The sequence below is a fragment of the Paraburkholderia sp. AV2 genome (assembly GCF_054968425.1).
The window spans coordinates 17,771-34,958 of the sequence record NZ_JBANLK010000047.1 but is presented as its reverse complement, the minus strand read 5'-3'; the positions used below and the strand labels follow the sequence as shown (position 1 = coordinate 34,958).

The 17,188-nt window shown below is 62.6% G+C and carries 14 protein-coding genes and 5 pseudogenes; 8 read left to right on the top strand and 11 right to left on the bottom strand.

Translation table 11 applies throughout. From position 1 onward, the window contains the following. Positions 1–140 precede the first annotated feature (140 nt). The 3 genes and pseudogenes from V8683_RS25435 to V8683_RS25425 all read left to right on the top strand — a co-directional run bounded on the left by V8683_RS25435 (position 141) and on the right by V8683_RS25425 (position 3,899). Complete coding sequence (locus V8683_RS25435) at positions 141–2,948, top strand: HAD-IC family P-type ATPase (RefSeq protein ID WP_411189792.1); 2,808 nt, start codon at positions 141–143, stop codon at positions 2,946–2,948. A gap of 77 nt (positions 2,949–3,025) precedes the next feature. Beyond that, positions 3,026–3,604: pseudogene (locus tag V8683_RS25430) on the top strand (polyphosphate kinase 2 family protein); the annotation flags it as partial. An 85-nt stretch (positions 3,605–3,689) separates the two neighbouring features. Then, the gene (locus tag V8683_RS25425; protein WP_411190566.1) at positions 3,690–3,899 is read left to right on the top strand and encodes a polyphosphate kinase 2 family protein; all 210 of its coding nucleotides are present in this window, start codon (positions 3,690–3,692) and stop codon (positions 3,897–3,899) included. Here V8683_RS25425 and V8683_RS25420 read toward each other — a convergent pair. From V8683_RS25420 to V8683_RS25405, 4 genes and pseudogenes are all read right to left on the bottom strand, one after another. After that, complete coding sequence (locus V8683_RS25420; RefSeq protein WP_222708069.1) at positions 3,864–4,532, bottom strand: hypothetical protein; 669 nt, start codon at positions 4,530–4,532, stop codon at positions 3,864–3,866. The genes V8683_RS25425 and V8683_RS25420 overlap by 36 nt on opposite strands. A gap of 85 nt (positions 4,533–4,617) precedes the next feature. Continuing rightward, a pseudogene (locus tag V8683_RS25415) lies at positions 4,618–5,233 on the bottom strand (glucose-6-phosphate dehydrogenase); the annotation flags it as partial. Positions 5,234–5,321: 88 nt separating this feature from the next. Next, a complete protein-coding gene (gnd, locus tag V8683_RS25410; RefSeq protein WP_411190565.1) occupies positions 5,322–6,350 on the bottom strand; it encodes a phosphogluconate dehydrogenase (NAD(+)-dependent, decarboxylating) in 1,029 nt (342 codons plus the stop codon). Positions 6,351–7,095: 745 nt separating this feature from the next. Further along, positions 7,096–7,248: a DUF3309 family protein gene (locus V8683_RS25405; protein WP_111484473.1), complete on the bottom strand. Its 153-nt coding sequence runs from the start codon at positions 7,246–7,248 to the stop codon at positions 7,096–7,098. A gap of 445 nt (positions 7,249–7,693) precedes the next feature. On the opposite strand from V8683_RS25405, the gene V8683_RS25400 reads away from it, so the two are divergent. Together V8683_RS25400 and pgm are read left to right on the top strand one after the other, a co-directional pair. Beyond that, the gene (locus tag V8683_RS25400; protein WP_111484472.1) at positions 7,694–7,840 is read left to right on the top strand and encodes a DUF3096 domain-containing protein; all 147 of its coding nucleotides are present in this window, start codon (positions 7,694–7,696) and stop codon (positions 7,838–7,840) included. A 96-nt stretch (positions 7,841–7,936) separates the two neighbouring features. Next, positions 7,937–9,592 (top strand): phosphoglucomutase (alpha-D-glucose-1,6-bisphosphate-dependent), encoded by a 1,656-nt coding sequence (gene pgm, locus V8683_RS25395; protein WP_411189791.1) that lies wholly within the window; start codon positions 7,937–7,939, stop codon positions 9,590–9,592. Between the two features lie 66 nt (positions 9,593–9,658). Here pgm and V8683_RS25390 read toward each other — a convergent pair. The 5 genes and pseudogenes from V8683_RS25390 to V8683_RS25370 form a co-directional block, all read right to left on the bottom strand. Next, a pseudogene (locus V8683_RS25390) lies at positions 9,659–10,816 on the bottom strand (transketolase-like TK C-terminal-containing protein); the annotation flags it as partial. Between the two features lie 145 nt (positions 10,817–10,961). Then, entirely contained in the window at positions 10,962–11,567 is a 606-nt protein-coding gene (locus tag V8683_RS25385; protein ID WP_411189790.1) for a PRC-barrel domain-containing protein, read from the bottom strand. A 74-nt stretch (positions 11,568–11,641) separates the two neighbouring features. Then, positions 11,642–12,228: pseudogene (locus tag V8683_RS25380) on the bottom strand (BPSL1445 family SYLF domain-containing lipoprotein). Positions 12,229–12,307: 79 nt separating this feature from the next. Beyond that, a complete protein-coding gene (locus tag V8683_RS25375) occupies positions 12,308–12,610 on the bottom strand; it encodes a hypothetical protein (protein WP_148709294.1) in 303 nt (100 codons plus the stop codon). A gap of 79 nt (positions 12,611–12,689) precedes the next feature. After that, the gene (locus V8683_RS25370) at positions 12,690–13,157 is read right to left on the bottom strand and encodes a Spy/CpxP family protein refolding chaperone (protein ID WP_411189789.1); all 468 of its coding nucleotides are present in this window, start codon (positions 13,155–13,157) and stop codon (positions 12,690–12,692) included. Between the two features lie 330 nt (positions 13,158–13,487). Between V8683_RS25370 and V8683_RS25365 the strand changes: the two genes are divergently transcribed. Both V8683_RS25365 and V8683_RS25360 read left to right on the top strand, forming a co-directional pair. Further along, on the top strand, positions 13,488–14,372 hold the full coding sequence (locus V8683_RS25365; protein WP_411189788.1) for a slipin family protein: 885 nt from the start codon (positions 13,488–13,490) through the stop codon (positions 14,370–14,372). A 229-nt stretch (positions 14,373–14,601) separates the two neighbouring features. Continuing rightward, entirely contained in the window at positions 14,602–15,915 is a 1,314-nt protein-coding gene (locus tag V8683_RS25360; protein WP_111484466.1) for a cation:proton antiporter, read from the top strand. Positions 15,916–16,031: 116 nt separating this feature from the next. On the opposite strand, the pseudogene V8683_RS25355 reads toward V8683_RS25360, so the two are convergent. Together V8683_RS25355 and V8683_RS25350 are read right to left on the bottom strand one after the other, a co-directional pair. After that, positions 16,032–16,202 (bottom strand): annotated as a pseudogene (locus tag V8683_RS25355) (PIN domain-containing protein); the annotation flags it as partial. Next, on the bottom strand, positions 16,189–16,422 hold the full coding sequence (locus V8683_RS25350) for an AbrB/MazE/SpoVT family DNA-binding domain-containing protein (RefSeq protein ID WP_411189787.1): 234 nt from the start codon (positions 16,420–16,422) through the stop codon (positions 16,189–16,191). The gene V8683_RS25350 and the pseudogene V8683_RS25355, both read right to left, overlap by 14 nt. A 522-nt stretch (positions 16,423–16,944) precedes the next feature. On the opposite strand from V8683_RS25350, the gene V8683_RS25345 reads away from it, so the two are divergent. Further along, on the top strand, positions 16,945–17,157 hold the full coding sequence (locus V8683_RS25345) for a hypothetical protein (RefSeq protein WP_411189786.1): 213 nt from the start codon (positions 16,945–16,947) through the stop codon (positions 17,155–17,157). Positions 17,158–17,188: the final 31 nt, after the last annotated feature.

Here is a 17,188-nt window from a genome sequence, read left to right as displayed (position 1 = left end):
GAAAAAGCGGGAGGAAGACGCGGCCGAAATCGATCCCGCGGCAACGAAATGGCGCTACAGGCCATTGCAGGACAGAGTAAAAATGTAAAAGTAGGCGACGCATTCCACGCACGAGGCGGTCGCACAGGTCCGGTCAGGGCGTGGAGCCCGATGTAGTGATGGCCTGTGCCGGCGACATGGCGAGCATGGAGTCGTTCGCGGCCGTCGCGATTCTGAAAGAGCGGTTTGCGAGCCTGAAGATATGCTTTGTCAACGTGGTCGATCTGTTCAGGCCGATGCCCGACATCGGATATCGGCACGGCCTGTCGGATCGAGATTTCGACTCGCTGTTCACCGTCGACAAGCCGGTCATCTTCAATTTCCATTCCTGTCCGTCGCTGGTTCACAAACTGGGCTGGCTACAGGTGTACCAGCCATCGCAACGGCCGCTGCCAGACCGGCTTTTCCGCAGACCTTCCGCCCGTCCGAAGCAATGGATCGATCCCGATTCGCTCGCGGGAAAAACGCGGGTGAAAGCGGGGCGGATGTCGTCGCAACCCGTTATCTGCCACAGGAGCCTGTCCATCATGACCTCAGCGACGGTAATAGAGCCCAATCCCGCAACGAACGTGGCTGGCTCGCCACCCGCGTCACCCGCGCCGCCGGCGGGCGGCCTGAGCAGTGCCGAGGCGCGTGGAAGATTGGCCGCGTCGGGTCCGAATGCGATGCCGGACACCTCGGCGCATCCATTGCGCGCGGCGCTCGGCAAATTCTGGGCGCCGGTGCCGTGGATGCTGGAGGCCGCCATCGTGCTGGAGGGCGCGTTGGGAAATTTCGTCGAGGCGGCGATCATTGCAGGACTCCTCGTGTTCAATGCCGTGCTCGGGCTTTTTCAGGAAAGCCGCGCACAGGCGACGCTCGCTGCGCTGAAATCGCGCCTGGCGCTGAACGCCTCGGTGCAGCGCGACGGCGTGTGGTCGGTCATCCCGGCGGCGGATCTGGTGACGGGCGATGTGGTCAAGCTATCGCTCGGCGGCGTGGTGGCGGCGGACATGCAGCTTGTCTCGGGCAACGCATTGCTCGACCATTCGATGCTCACCGGCGAATCGGTGCCGATCGAAGCCGTCGCTGGTACGCAGACGTTCGCCGGCGCGCTGGTGCGGCGCGGCGAGGCCGTGGCGGTGGTGACCGCGACCGGCATGGGTACGCGCTTCGGCCGCACGGCGGAACTGGTCCGGACCGCGCATGTGGCGAGTTCGCAGCAGAAGGCCATATTGCTCGTCGTGCGCAATCTGGCGATATTCAGCGGCGCGGTCATCGCGATGCTGCTTGCCTGCGCGTTGTATCTCCACATGTCGATTGCCGAGATCGTGCCGCTCGTGCTGACCGCCGTGCTTGCATCGATTCCCGTGGCGTTGCCGGCGACTTTCACGCTGTCGGCCGCCCTTGGCGCCCGGGCATTGGCGGGGCGCGGGGTGCTGTCCACGCGTTTGACCGCCGTGGAAGAGGTTGGCACGATGGACGTGCTGTGCGCCGACAAGACCGGCACACTGACGCGTAATGCGTTGACCGTCACGACCGTGCGGCCGATGCCCGGTTTCGACGATCGGCATGTACTCGCGCTCGCGGCGCTGGCGAGTGCAGAAGGTGGGCAGGACCCGGTTGATACGGCGATTCGCGCGTCGGCGGCGAGCAGTGTCGCGGCGGACGCGCCGAAACTGCTGAAGTTCACCGCATTCGATCCGGCGAAGAAGATGTCCGAAGCGAGCGCAACTGATTCGGCCGGTGTCGTGCAGCGGATCGTGAAGGGAGCTTTCGCGGTCGTGACGGGGCTTGCGGAACCGTCGCCGACGACGACGGCGCTCGCGACCGAATTTGAGGGGAAGGGCTTTCGGGTACTGGCCGTCGCGGCGGGTACGCCGCCTACGCTGAAGCTGGCCGGCATCATCGCATTGAGCGACCCGCCGCGCGGCGATTCGGCCGCGCTCGTCACGGAACTGCACGGTCTTGGCGTGCGTGCCGTGATGGTGACGGGCGACGCGCCGGCGACCGCCGCCGCCGTCGCGCACGCGGTCGGTCTCGACGGCGCGATTTGTCCGCCGGGACCCATTCCGGAGGACGTAAAGCCGGAAGCCTTCGGGGTGTTCGCCGGCGTGCTGCCCGAAGACAAATACAAGCTCGTCAAGGCGTTCCAGCACAGCGGCCACATCGTCGGCATGTGCGGCGACGGCGCCAACGACGCGCCCGCGCTGCGCCAGGCGCAGATCGGCATCGCGGTTTCGACGGCCACCGACGTCGCCAAATCGGCCGCGGGCATGGTGCTGACCGAACCCGGGCTCGGCGGCATCGTGGCGGCAGTGAAGGAAGGCCGCATGACGTTCCAGCGCATCCTGACCTACACGCTGAATTCGATCATCAAGAAGATCGTGACCGCGCTTTTTCTGGTGTTCGGTCTCGTCATGACCGGACATGCGATTTTGACTCCGTTGCTGATGGTGATCCTGATGATTGCGGGCGACTTTCTGGCCATGTCGCTGACGACCGATAACGTGGCGTCTTCGCCGCGGCCGAACGCTTGGCGCATTGGCAACCTGACGATTGCCGGCGTCGTCATCGGCATCGCGCTTCTGGCCTTCTGCATCGGCATGCTGGCGATCGGCCGGTTCGCGATGGCGCTGGGCACCGGCGCGTTGCAGACCCTGACCTTTGTCGTTCTCGTGTTCGGTAGCCAGGCGACGCTCTATGCGATTCGCGAGCACCGGCACATGTGGGGGGCGCGTCCCAGTCGCTGGCTGGCCGCGTCGTCGGTGGTCGATGTCCTGATTGCCGTGATCCTCGCTATCGGCGGGATCGCGATGACGCCGCTTCCTGTCGCCGTGATTGCGGGTGTGCTGGCGGCGGCCGTGATTTTTGCGGTCGTGCTTGCCGCGGCCAAAATTCCGGTCTTTGCTTACCTGAAAATTACGTAGCACGCGTGGCCGTTCCTGTTGAAACCCGGGAACGGAGGCGAGGCAGTTCATGTGGAAACGATACGAACGGAAGCGAAATGAAAATCAGATCGGAAGACTTTTGTTTGCAGGAAGTCGATGAAGTCAGTCTTGCAAAATGGCCGACGAAGGTCGCGCCCCTGTATGACTCCAAAGAGCATTATCAGGAATTGCTCGCTGAGCATGTGACGCGGCTCAGTTCGCTGCAGCAACTGTTTTACGCATCGAACCGCCATGCGATTCTGCTGATCTTTCAGGCAATGGATGCGGCCGGCAAGGACGGAGCGATCAGACATGTCATGTCGGGCGTGAACCCGCAGGGTTGCCAGGTTTTCAGCTACAAGCACCCGACCCCCGCGGAGCTGGAGCACGACTTTCTCTGGCGTACCACGCGAGATTTGCCGCCCCGCGGACAAATTGGCATCTTCAACCGTTCGTACTATGAGGAAGTCCTGATCGTGCGCGCGCATCCGGAGCTTTTGCGAAGTGAAGGGTTGCCGGATTCATCGCACGACAAGGAGGTGGTATGGCACGACCGGTATCGGTCGATCGTGGATCTGGAGCGGCATCTTGAACGAAACGGCACGCGTATCGTCAAGTTTTTCCTTCATCTCTCGAAGGCGGAACAACGCAGGCGTTTCGTGGAGCGCATCGACGAACCGGACAAGAACTGGAAGTTCAGTGCAGCGGACGTCGGAGGAGCGCAAATTCTGGAAGCGGTACATGAAGGCATACGAGCAATGCCTTGGCGCGACGAGTACGCGCGCCGCGCCGTGGTACGTCGTGCCCGCCGACGACAAGCAGAACGCGCGGCTGATCGTTTCGCAGATCGTGCTCGACACGCTCGAATCGCTGAAGATGACTTACCCGGAATCGACTGCAAGCCGGCGACGCGAGTTACAGGCGATCCGCAAGCGGCTCGAAAATCACTGAAGGTTTTCCGGGTATGACGCCGTACCGACCTTCCCCGGCGCCGGGGGACGTGTCGGAATTGTGCCAGCGATCGTCTCCGCCGATGATCCGGTTGGCCTGCGCCGGACCCCAGGTCTGCGGTTCATACATCGTGAGCGGCACGCTGTTGCCAAGGATTGGCGTCACCGTGCGCCAGGCCGCCTCGATGCAGTCGTAGTGGGCGAATAGCGTCGCGTTGCCCTGGATCGCGTCGTCGAACAGGCGTTCGTAGGGTGTCATTTCATCGCCGGGCCGACGATGTGCGACGAGTTCCACGGTGTTGCCCTGCATGGCTTCACTGGGCATCTTGACCCGTGCGCCTATCGAAATGAGGACGTCGGGGCTTATCCTGAACCGGAAATAATTCGGCTGTTCCGGTGCAGACGCATCGAAGATCTCGCGAGTTGGGTGTTTGAGCGTCACCATGATCTCGGTTGAGGTGGCCGCGAGTTGCTTACCCGCGCGAAGATAGAACGGCACGCCTGACCAGCGCTCGTTGTCGATATGCAGGCGCAATACGACGAACGTTTCTACCGTGGAGCGGGCCGCGACTCCGGGTTCCTCGCGGTAGCCGCGGAACTGGCCTCGCACGGCCTCGTCCGGGGCGATCGACACCGCATGGCTTCGAAGACCCCCGCAGCCTGGCGTCGCTCAATGCACCGGGCTGATCGTCGACCGGTTTCTCGGCCGTGAGCAGCGAAACCACCTGGAGCAGATGATTCTGCATGACATCGAGAATGGCGCCGACCTTTCGTAAAAGCTGTCGCGCCCCTGCACGCCGAACGATTCGGCCATGGTGACCTGGACGCTCGCCACATGCCGGCGATTCCAGAGTGGTTCCATGAACGCGTTCGCGAAGCGGAAATAGAGCAAGTTCTGGATCGGCTCCTTGCCGCGGTAGTGATCGATGCGAAACGGGGCTGACGGCGGGAAAGATTGCGTGAGCAACAGGTTGAGCGCTTGCGCCGAGGCGAGATCGTGGCCGAACGGCTTTTCGACAATCAGCCGGGCGTCGGGTGGACGCCCCGGTCCGGACAGCCCCTTCGCCACGCTGCCGAACATCCCGGGCGGAATGGCGAGGTAATAGGTGGGCATACCGCGTCGCCCAGTAGCGCTCGCAGCTTCTGAAAGGTCGCATCGTCAAGCAGGTCGCCACCGACGTACTGGAGTTGGGATGAAAGGCTTTTGAACACTTCTTCATCCGGGGCGCCGTGTTTCTCGATGCTGTCGTGTGCTAGCGCGATGAATTGATCGCGGGTCAACGCCGACCTGCCCACGCGGATGACCGCCATGTCGAGCCGGCCGTGCCGGGTCATGGCCTGCAGCGCGGGGAAAATCTGTTTGCCAGCCAGATCGCCGGTGGCGCCCAAAAAACGAATGCATCCGAGCGGGGCGTGGCCATGCTCAGATGCCCGGCTTTGCCGCCAGCGTTTCCAGATGACCGCCGAAGGCATGGCGCATGGCGGACAATACCTTGTCGGCGAAATCCGCATCGCCGCGCGAGCTGAAGCGTTCGTAGAGCGCCGCACTCAGCACTGGCGCGGGGACCGCTTCATCGATGGCGGCGGAGATCGTCCAGCGTCCTTCGCCGGAGTCAGACACACGGCCGGCATACTGCGTCAGCAAGGGATCGCTTTCGAGCGCCGCGGCGGTGAGATCCAGCAGCCACGAACCGATTACGCTGCCCCGGCGCCAGACTTCCACGATTTCCGGTAGCTCGAACACATACTGATAGTGCTCCGGGTCGCGAAGCGGCGTGGTTTCCGCATTGGCTTCGTCCAGCCGTCGGCCGGCGTCGGCGTTGCGCAGGATATTCAGGCCTTCGGCATACGCGGCCATGAGCCCGTATTCGATGCCGTTGTGAATCATCTTGACGAAATGTCCCGCGCCATGCGGACCGCAGTGCAGATAGCCGTGCTCGGCGGTACTGTCGTGGCGGCTCCGGCCCCGCGTTACCGGCACCCGGTCGGCGCCTGGGGCGAGCGCGGAAAAAATCGGGGCGAGAGACTGCACGACGCTTTCTTCCCCACCAATCATCAGGCAGTAGCCTCTTTCGAGCCCAAAGACGCCGCCGCTCGTCCCCACGTCCACGTAGTTAATCTCGTGCGACTGCAATTCCGCACTGCGGCGAATGTCGTCGTGATAGTGCGCGTTTCCGCCATCGATGATGACGTCATGGGCATCGAGCAATGGAATCAGCGCGGCCAGTTCCCGGTCGACCGCCGCGGCGGGCAGCATCAACCAAATCGTGCGCGGTTTGGTTAGGCGTGAAACATAATCCTCGAGCGAAGCCGCGCCGATCACCCCCGCCTGCTGGAGTTCTTTTACAACCTCGTCGTTGGAATCGTAGACGACGCATTCATGGCCCTTCCTCAGCAAGCGTCGGACCATGCTGCTGCCCATTCGTCCCAGTCCTGTCATCCCGATCTGCATGGCATCTCCCTGGAGATTGCGGTAAATCCTGTCCGATGCCGTAATGCCAGCGAACACCGGACCGGCAGGATAGTTCGATGCGACATGTGCCAGGTCCCGGCGGGTCTGGGCAGCATTGCCCATCGAATACGGTCTTCCGTCAGGCGGCCGGAATTGCGACATCTCGTGACGGGGCGATACGAGCCGTTGTGCCACCAACGGTGATCCTGCCGCCGGTTCCGGTTCGACAATATGGACGTTTTGCTCTTAAGTCCGGAGGCAACGCAGTGAGTCTCTGACAGATGCCCGGCGGGACGCCGTCTCAGCCATTTTGAGACCCAAAAGCCGGTCCAGGCGGATACGAAGAAGAGAAGCAGTGTAGTTAAATTCATGAGAGTTGCCGCTCCGGGCGGATAGTATCCCGTCGCTACGAAAAATTGGAGAAGGTTGTTGCCGTCGTCGTTCCGGGCGTATTGCAATCCGAAACTCGCATGGCACAGCACCAAGGTGCGTGCAGGCACGAATGAAGTCGGTACGGTGCCGTACTTCGTTCGTCGACTAAAGGGGTTTTGCCGGATTCGCTCTTGCGGGCATCGTCTCTTTTTCGCGACTGCAAGCGATGGGTGCCTTGATGGCCTGCTTGTTCAGGGGCGATCCGCCGGGCAATTTGCCGATCTCCGCAATGATGCGTATACCAGCAGCTTCCTGCCGGTGATGCATCGTGGTGCCGGCACGGTCCACATACGCGGTCTTTACAGGCATTCCATCATAGGCGTCCCATCAGAAGTAGAACCAGCACCACCACGACGACGATACCGAGGATGCCGCTCGGGAAATAGCCCCAATTCCGGCTGTGCGGCCAACTGGGAATTGCACCGATCAGCAGCAGGATCACAACGACCAATACGATGATGCCCATGTTCGTTCTCCATGAGAGTAGATGGGTGATTCACATTGGAATCCAAACTGAATGGTACGGATCCCGGCGATGGTCGAAACCGGTCGAAGCCTTATGGAAACGTTAGCGGTTTGTCGGGTTGCAGATCCTGTCCATCGAATTCATGATCAAGCGTAGAGGGCGGGGGGCGCCTTGTCGGTACGCTACCGGTCAAGGTATGCGGGCATGACCGTGCGCCGTGCGGGACGCTTGTGTCATGAACGCTTGTCGGGAAGCGCTCGGGAAGCGATTGGTACGCTGACGTACTGCATCCTGGCCGAATCTCGCGTAATGTCGTGAACAGCCTTGGGGCGAAGCGCAAACTGCGATGCCGAAGGTGAGTGCCTCGATTTTCCGGCCGGTGTCATGCTGGCGGACACACGACATTTGCACCGGGTTCATTCCAGCATGTACCAGGGAGAATGTCATGCCAATACTCACAAGTACCGGTCCACCGGTTTCGCTGATTGCGGGCATCCTGATTCTCGTGGTTTCTCGGCTGTTGAACTACATCGTTGCGATCTACCTGATCGTCGTCGGGCTGCTGGGACTCTTCGGCAGCCACGTTCACTGACTAAAGCGCACGGACGGGAATGCACTGACGTACGACAGCTCAACCAATGCGCTGGCCCGGCGTTATCATGAAGCTGGACCACGAAGGAATATCGCAATGAGCATCAATCCTCTCGCCGGAAAACCGGCGTCCCATGCGATGCTGGTCAACGTTCCCCGGCTTGTCACGTCGTACTACTGCGACAGGCCGGACCCGGCGGTTGCGGCGCAGCGGGTTGCGTTCGGCACCTCGGGGCATCGGGGTTCGGCGCTTACGTGCAGTTTCAACGAGTGGCATGTGCTCGCCATCACGCAGGCCATTTGCCGCTACCGAAAGCAGCAGGGGATCGATGGTCCGCTGTTTCTCGGAATCGATACCCATGCGCTTTCCGAACCCGCCTGCGCAAGCGCGCTCGAGGTGCTGGCCGCGAACGGCGTCGAGGTCATGATTGCGCAGAATGGCGAATACACGCCGACGCCGGCCGTCTCGCACGCAATCGTCGCCTACAATCGCGGCCGCACCGCGGGATTCGCGGACGGCATCGTGGTGACGCCATCGCACAATCCTCCGGAAAGCGGCGGTTTCAAGTACAACCCGCCTGGCGGCGGCCCGGCCGACGAGACCGTGACCGGCTGGATAGAAACCGTGGCGAACGGCCTGCTCGGCGCCCGGCTCCGCGGGGTGCGGCGAGTGCCGCTATCCAGCGCGCTGCGTGCGACGACGACTCACCGGCACGACTTCCTCAACGCCTACGTCAGCGATCTCGTCGACGTCGTCGACATGGACGTGTTGCACGGTGCGCCGATCCGTCTGGGCGTCGATCCGCTGGGCGGCGCGGGTGTACATTATTGGGGGCCAATTGCGCAGTGCTACGGCCTGGATCTCGACGTGATCAGCGACGAGGTCGATCCGACCTTCCGCTTCATGAGCGTCGACTGGGACGGTCAGATTCGCATGGACCCGTCGTCGCCGTATGCGATGCAAACGCTGATCGGCCAGAAGGATCGCTTCGAGGTGGCCTTTGCATGCGACACCGATCACGATCGCCACGGCATCGTTACCCATGATGCCGGGTTGCTGCCGCCAAATCATTATCTCGCTGTCCTGATCGACTATCTGTATCGGTATCGTTCGCAATGGCGGCCCGATGCGGCGGTGGGCAAGACGGTCGTCAGCAGCGCGATGATCGATCGGGTAACGGAAAAGCTGGGGCGGGCGCTTTACGAAGTACCGGTCGGTTTCAAATGGTTTGCCGCCGGCTTGCTCGACGGCTCATTGGGGTTCGCGGGCGAAGAGAGTGCGGGCGCGAGCTGCCTGCGGCTCGGCGGTACCGCGTGGACGACCGACAAGGATGGCATCGTGCCCGCGTTGCTGTCGGCTGAAATCACGATCCGAACCGGCCGTGACCCCGCGGAAATTTATCGTGACCTGACGCAGCTGTTGGGCGAGCCGGTCGAACGTCGCGTCCAGGCGGCGGCGACGGCAACGCAGCGCGCGCTGCTTGCGCAGCTCTCGCCCGCGCAGTTCGCCCATACCGAACTGGCCGGCGAGAAGATCGAACAGGTGCTCGACCGCGCGCCTGGCAACGGCGCGGTCCTCGGTGGCATCAAGGTGGTCACGAAGAATGGATGGTTTGCCGCGCGCCCGTCGGGAACGGAAGATATCTACAAGATTTACGCCGAAAGTTTTCGCGGCGAGGATCACCTGACGCGTATCGTCGACGAGGCCAGATCGCTGGTCGACAGCACACTTGCGGCTCAGTCGACAATATAGTCGGCACCACGATTGCCAACTGGGCACGAAGCGGCGCTCAGGTTGCGCCTCCGGACTGTCCGATGGCTAGCGCAGCAGCGCGAGGGCGCGCGCGCAGACGTTGTCGGACGTGAAGCCATACTCGCGCAGCAGGACGTCGGCCGGGGCCGATGCGCCGAAACGCTCGATGCCGAGCACCTCACCGTGTTCGCCGACATAGCGGTGCCAGCCTTGCGGCACGCTAGCCTCGATTGCCAGCCGCGCGCTGACCGATGGCGACAGCACCGCGTCCCGATGCACTTGCGGCTGCGCATCGAACAGCGTCCAGCAGGGCAGCGAGACCACGCGCACGGCAACATCGCGCGTCAGCAGTTGCTCGCGCGCGGCCATCGCAAGCGTGACTTCGGAGCCGGTGGCGATCAGGATCAGCGCCGGCTCGCCACCGGGCGTATCCGCGAGGACGTAGCCGCCGCGCCGCAGGCCGTCGGCGGTGGCGAACCGGGTACGGTCGATAGTCGGCACATTCTGGCGCGTCAGGATAAGCGCGGTCGGCCGGTCACGCATTTCCAGCACCACGCACCAGGCTATCGCGGTTTCGTTGGCATCGGCGGGGCGGATCACGTTGAGGTTGAGCACGGCCCGCAGGCTCGCCAGCTGCTCGATGGGCTGATGCGTCGAGCCGTCTTCGCCGAGCGCCAGGCTGTCGTGCGTGTAGACCTGGATCACTTGCAGATGCATGAGCGCGGCAAGCCGGATCGGCGGCCGCATGTAGTCCGGGAAAATCAGGAACGTCGCGTCGAACGGCAGGGTTCCGCCATGAGCGGCCAGGTCATTCAGGATCGCCCCCATGGCATGCTCGCGCACGCCGAAGTGCAGATTGCGGCCCGCACGGCTCCATCCGCCTCCACTCGAGCCCTGCCTGTCGCGCGCGCTGGCGCCGGGCGCCTCGAAGTCGCCGAGCCCGGAGAGCGCGGTGAAGGTGGACGGATCGAGATCGGCGGAGCCGCCGATCAGCGATGGCAGACGCGGTGCGATGGCGTTCATCACCTTGCCCGACGCCGTCCGCGTGGCGATGCCTTTGGCGTCGGCGGGAAAAAGCGGAATATCCTGGTCCCAGCCGGCCGGTAAATCGCCACTCATCACGTTCTGCAGTTCCGCCGCCAGTTCGGGAAACGCCTGCGCATAAGCGGAGAAGCAGGTGTTCCACTCGCTCTGCCTGCGTGGTCCGTCTGCGAGCGCGCGGCGAGGGGGAAGTCGATTGGTGCATATGCTCTCTCACAGGGTTGCTGCTCAAAGGCGATGTGCGGGTCTTGAGCTGCTGCAAGGCACGGACACGCCATCCCGGCCTGGATGTATGCGCCATATGGTGCCGTGTTGAGCGTTATTGCGCTTACAACGCGGCGTCGCGTGATGCCGGCTCGCCACGCGACCAGTACCCGTCCTTGCCATAGTATTCATGCAGCGCCACTTCATAGCCGCGATGAACGGGCGTCGTGCCGTCGATGGTCTTGATGTGGTAGCCCATCACTTCATCCGTGCTGCGCAGATGAACATCGCCCGACGGCTCGACATGTGGCCGGCCGGCGCACGGAGGGGAATCGGGCTCGGGGTCGGTCGCGGTATCTGTCGGGTCGAACGCCGGCCACGCGCCCATACCCCACAGGTTCGCGCCGCCCCAATACGTCGGATAGTTGTAGTGGCGCAGATACTGGATCTCGTACTGACGTGAGACCGGCTTGTGCATGTCGATGTTCGGGCTATCCCGCACCTGTTGCCGCGTGAGGTTTACATGGACGATGTTCGATTCCGCGTCCGTGCGCTTGACCGAATAGGGAGAAATCAGGACCTGGCGATTGCTGAGCCAGTTGCCTGTTTCGACCACCAGATAGCGTACGCCCCACGCTTCGTCGTCGAAGTAAGCCTGATCGATCGTGCCGACGTCGCCGTCGAATGCGCTCACCATGTAGCCGCGCAGGTCCTTGATGTTGCGTAACATGATTGCTCCGCGTAATTCGACGCGTGAAATGGGTCCATGCCACGCTCCCTGTGCGTTCCCGCTGCGGCCGGCTGCTACAGAGACTTGAGCCGGCTGACCTTGGTGCCGTCGAGCGAGGCGCCGGCCATTAACCCCCCGTTGGACAGCACGAACGCATCCACCTGTCCGGTTGCCGTGCTGGTATCGACCACGCCATTCGCGCCGATTTTCAGTACTGCCACTGATGCGTCTCCACCCGCCGACCAGCCGTCGGAACTGCGGAACCGGTTGAGTGAGTCGTCGGTCATGAACAGGAAAATGATGGCACGCGATTGCGCGCCGACTTGCCAGCCGATTGAGCCGGTTGTCGTGCTGTAGTACCCGGAGGTGTGTCCGTGCGGCGCAGCGAGCCTTCGCCGTACTCCGCGCCGACAATGAAGCCGGCATCGACGACCGAAGGGAAAATCAGCACACCGTGCGCCTTGCTGACGAGTTCGCGCGAGCCGTTTGCCGCGCTATAGAGGCGCTCAAGCGTGGAGTCGACGCCCGCGTCGATGGTGTGGCGCTTGTTGGATTGCACGCTATTGGCGTCGAACGGGCTGGTAGTGGTGCAACCGGAAAACGCGAGGCCGAGTGCGAGGACCGATCCGGGCGTGCTCTATATGAATGTTCGTCTTAACACGATCCTCTCCTGGTTGGCTGACGACGTCTCGACGTTACGCCAGCGCGATTACCGATGCGGTACGACGGCGTAAAAACCGCTAGAGCGGGAGAAATAGGTTCACGCCGGGCGCCGCTTCCGGCGCATAGACAATGGGGGGCGCGCCATAGACATAGTCTTCGTCGCCGCCATAACCGTTGCTTCGGCGACGGTCTTCGTGCCGGTATCCCTGCTGCCGGACGCCGCGTTCCTGACTGTGTTGATGCCCGCCGCGGTGAGCGCCTTCGGCCCGCAGCGGCAGCGCTGTGAGGAGGCAGGTCAGAGCGAGTGCAAGACTCACGGCGCCGGGCCACGTTACGCGTGTCGAGCCCCTGGCTGGCGCGTGCGTGATCGAAGTTTTCATGGTGTTCTCCAATGGGCGGACCGGCGCGCCGAATGGCGTCGCACCGGTTCGCAGTCGATTGATGGGGCGTAGCCTTGACCTAACTCTTCTTCGCCGTGGCGTGCCTGTCGTTGCGGAAAATCAGATCGGCGTTGTGCTTCTGTGCGTCCGACATGCTGTTGTACAGCGCCTCGAACGGCGGCGTGAGTTTCCTGATGCCGTCCGCATGCGCATCGATGAGCTGGCTATAGGACCGGAGATCGTCGACGGCGCTCATGCTGCCTGCGTTAGCGGTATGGGACTGCCTGAGCGTATCCATCGCGGTGGCGTTGTCGCGCATGACCTGCGCGACCGGCTGCCAGAGGGATTCCTGTGCGGCCGTGATCTGAAGGCGCGAATGCAGGCTGCTGATTCGCATATCGACCGTGGTGTGAGCGGCGACGGTCGTGATGTGCTGTACGGGCGTCGCGGCGTCGGCGGGATTGGTCAGCATGGTCATGCCGATAAGCAGCGCCACGGCAAGCGCCGTTGCGGATCGCGGCGGGAGCGGGCGGGGAGTACATTTCATGGTGGGCCTCCATAGGGATTCGGTAAGCGATCGAATCTCGCGTGGAGCGCGAATGCGTCGGGCGGGTTCGATCGAATAAATCAATTATGCTGCCGTTCGAGATCGGTGTCTGTCCGATGTCGGACGTTCGCGGGAGTGCCCGCGGCGAAAGCATGTCCGTGCGGAACCCGGTACGGCAACGTACCGACCTTGATGCACCGGCGAGATAGGCTGTGGCGAATACCTTGAGTTTGCGATTTCAGGGTTCCTGCGATGCCGTTGTGACCGCAATGCTGTTCCGGTTGACGTCGCCGGCTTCCATCGTCCACAACAAGATTGGGGTTAGCTACCATGAGTCCGATTACCTTGTTCCTGTCCGCTGTATTCATTCTGGCCGGCGTTGCAGCCGGCCAATGGATCAATCTCTATCTGGCGCCTCCGTTGATCGTCATCGGCATATTGATCGCACTGTCCGTCAAGGTCGCCAATGTATGGGAGAAGTTCGTGATCCTCAGACTCGGCAAGCTGCAGAGTGTCAAGGGCGCCGGATTTTTCATGATCGTTCCGATTCTGGATCACGTGGTGGCGATCATCGACGAGCGTATTCAGACCACGGCCTTCAACGCAGAGCAGGCGCTGACGAAGGATACGGTGCCGGTCAACGTCGATGCGATCATCTTCTGGCATGTGCAGGACGCGCAAAGGGCGGCGCTTGCGATTACCGACTATCGACAGGCGATCGATCGCGTGGCCCAGACCACGCTGCGCGAACTGATCGGCTCGTCGATGCTCGCCACACTCCTGTCGGATCGGACCATGGCGGATGTGCATCTGCGCGAGGAGATTGGCGGCAAGACGGCCGCATGGGGCATTGCGGTCGGTTCCGTGGAAATTCGTGATGTCGCGATTCCGGTTGCGCTGCAGGACGCGATGTCCCGTCAGGCCCAGGCTGAGCGCGAAAAGCAGGCGCGCGTGATTCTGGGCTCGGCGGAAGCCGCGGTGGCTGCGAATTTCGTCGAGGCGGCGCGGATCTATGAAAATCAACCCGGCGCGCTGCAACTGCGCGCGATGAACATCATTTACGAAACGACCAAGGAACGTGGCGCGACGATCCTGATGCCGACCTCGATGGTCGACAGCCTGAATCCGGCGCTTGCCCTCGCAGTTGCAGGTCGCGACCTCGATGCGACTACTGCGCGCAGCACGGCGGCGACTCCGTTCAAAACCGCGGCATAGGTTCCTTTCGAACGGTACATGGCTTTGCGCGGGAATAAATCCAGACCGGACGCATGTCTGCACGTATCGTACTGATGTGGGGCCGACGGTAATTCGACGCGAAGGCGAAAATGCGGATGTCAGAATGGAGTCGAACCTTCCGCTTGCCGTCCGCCGTTCACTGCGCCGGCTTCGGTGAGCCTGAATATGGCTCGCCCGGCGAGCGTCCCTGCGATGTTGTCCGCGATCCATGTCCGATCCCATCTGGTATCTGTTGTGCGGCGTTCTGCTCATCACCATGGTGGTGGCGAGCGCGCCGCTGGCGCGTCTGCTGTTGAGCAGCGCGACGATTTATCTGGTCGCCGGTTACCTCGTCGGTCCCGGCGGACTCGGGCTGATCGTGCCGGATCCGCTGCATCACGCCGATGTGATCGGCCGGGTGGCGGAAGTGGCGCTGCTGATTTCGCTGTTTACCGTCGGGTTACGCATGGGCGTACCGATTTTCGACCGAAGATGGATCGTTCCGCTGCGCCTCGCGTTTGTCTCGATGGCGATCACGGTGGGGCTGATTGCAGCGGTCGGCATGTGGGGGCTGGGGCTGCCGTTGGGCGCGGCGGTGCTCCTCGGCGGCATTCTTGCTCCCACGGACCCCGTTCTGGCATCCGGCGTGCGGACAGAACGCGGAACGGATCCCGATCAGTTGCGTTTCAACCTTGCTGGCGAGGGGGCGTTGAACGACGGCACGGCGTATCCGTTCGTGATACTGGGCCTCGCATTGCTGTCCCGGCATGATGGCGCTTCGTTTGCTGTCTGGCGCTGGCTTGCGATAGACCTGATATGGGCGAGTGTCGGCGGGGTGCTCATCGGCGCGGGGCTCGGTGCCCTGATTGGCCGCCTTGTCGTTTATCTGCGTACGCGGCATTCGGAGGCCGTTGGTCTCGATGAGTTCCTGTCGCTCGGCCTGGTCGCCATCGCCTATGGGGCGGCGCAACTCTGCCATGCGTCCGGGTTTCTGGCCGTCTTTGCCGCCGGCCTGGCTCTTCAGCGGGTGCACGACAAACCACGGGAAGGGACTGTGTCGCTCGGCGCGGCCACGGGCTCGAAAGGGCACGCGTATGAACTAATGGCGACGCACTCGCACCATGCCAGCACGGTGATGACCGATGCGGTGCTGGGATTCAACGCTCAGCTCGAACATCTTGCCGAGCTGACGGTTGTCTTGCTGGTCGGCGCGCTTCTTCCCTATGCCACTACGTGGTACGCGTTGTGGTGGTTCATTCCGACGATGTTCGTGCTCGTGCGTCCTATCGCGGTCGCGGTCGGAACGCTCGGTGCGGCGGGTACGGGACGCGCGCGAGTGATGATTTCATGGTTCGGAATACGGGGAATCGGCTCCGTGTTTTATTTGATGTTCGCGATTCGCCATGGCATCGACCAATCCATCGCGCGGCAACTGATCACGTTGACGCTCGCGACGGTTTCGGCGTCCATTTTTGCGCACGGTATGTCGATACGACCATTGATGAAATGGTACAGGCGTCGCCCGACGCCGCCGAAGGGGTGATGCCGGTGCTTCACGCACAACGGTCACTGTGAACGCGCCTTGGTTAGCCAAACCGCTTCGCGGTTGAATTCGTCGGTGCGCACCACGCCGAGAAACTGCGCGACCTCTTCCCTGGTCATGCCGAGCTTGCGGATGCAGACGTTCGTGACCTCGTTGAGCACCTGCACGCTGATCGTCGGGGTCTGCCTAAGGAGGGATTCCGAACGGTCTGCCCGTGCTGCATCGCCCGACAGCAGGTAAAGCACAACGTTGCTGTCGGCGAAAATCCTCGTTTTACCCTCGTTCATTCGCCTCGTCCCGGCTGAACCTGAAGTCCGGTGGCAGCTTCCCGCGGAACTGGCGCAGGCGTTCGATCAACGCATCCGCGCCCGGTTTGCGACGCACGGCAAATGTGCGTGGCGCGTCGATGACGATTTCAATGTCGTCGCCTTCCCGCAGTTCCAGCGCTTCCACCAGGCTCGACGGAAGGCGTACGGCCAGGCTGTTACCCCATTTTGCGACATGCATGGCACGATCCCATGGATATACACTGGATTAGTGTATATCCATGCCGTGAAAAGGGCGGCGCGGCTGCGGGCAGCCGGTCCCCAACGAGCTGGCCCCCACCGCCGATCCGGCGCCGTCCACCTCGGACAATTTCCGATCAGGTCGATCAAGGTCGTCGCGGACGGCCCCGTCCGTGGGGCGTTCCGCCTAGGTGACCTGCGTCCCTTGGGTAACTGCCAGACAACGGCGGCCTAAGCGCGCTCAGCGCCGCCCCATTGCAGCGGTGCCAGGCCGGAGCGCGCATCGCGAGTGGCGTAGTCCCGCAGCGATGCCATGTCAGCCCGGGACATAGAATCGGCGTCCGTGGCCGGGCCGCCCGATGAATATCAGGGCCGCCGCAACCGGGCAACGCGATCTGTCGTGCAGTGCCGGTGCGGTACCGGTCCAGCGAGTGGACTGCCTGCGAGTCGGCCGCATGGCGCTGCGCCACGTTCCGACCGGCGGCGCGTCAGTCGTCACTGGCACCTGGAAAGGAGCATTGCAATGAAGAAACCTTGGACCGTAGTGCGCTTTCCAAGTGGATCGTGGAGCTATGGGGGCAAGCCTGATGATCCGGACTATGTCCGCTGTGAGATCTGGCAGATCGAGGCTGAAACTTCCAGCCCGGCCGTCGGGCTGGCACAGGCCAGGCGAAGCCGCGAGCGCAAGCGTCAGGAGCGCAGCAACGGCGCCTGGATTGTGTGCCTGACTAGGTAATTCGAGGCATCAAAAAACTGTCCTTACGACC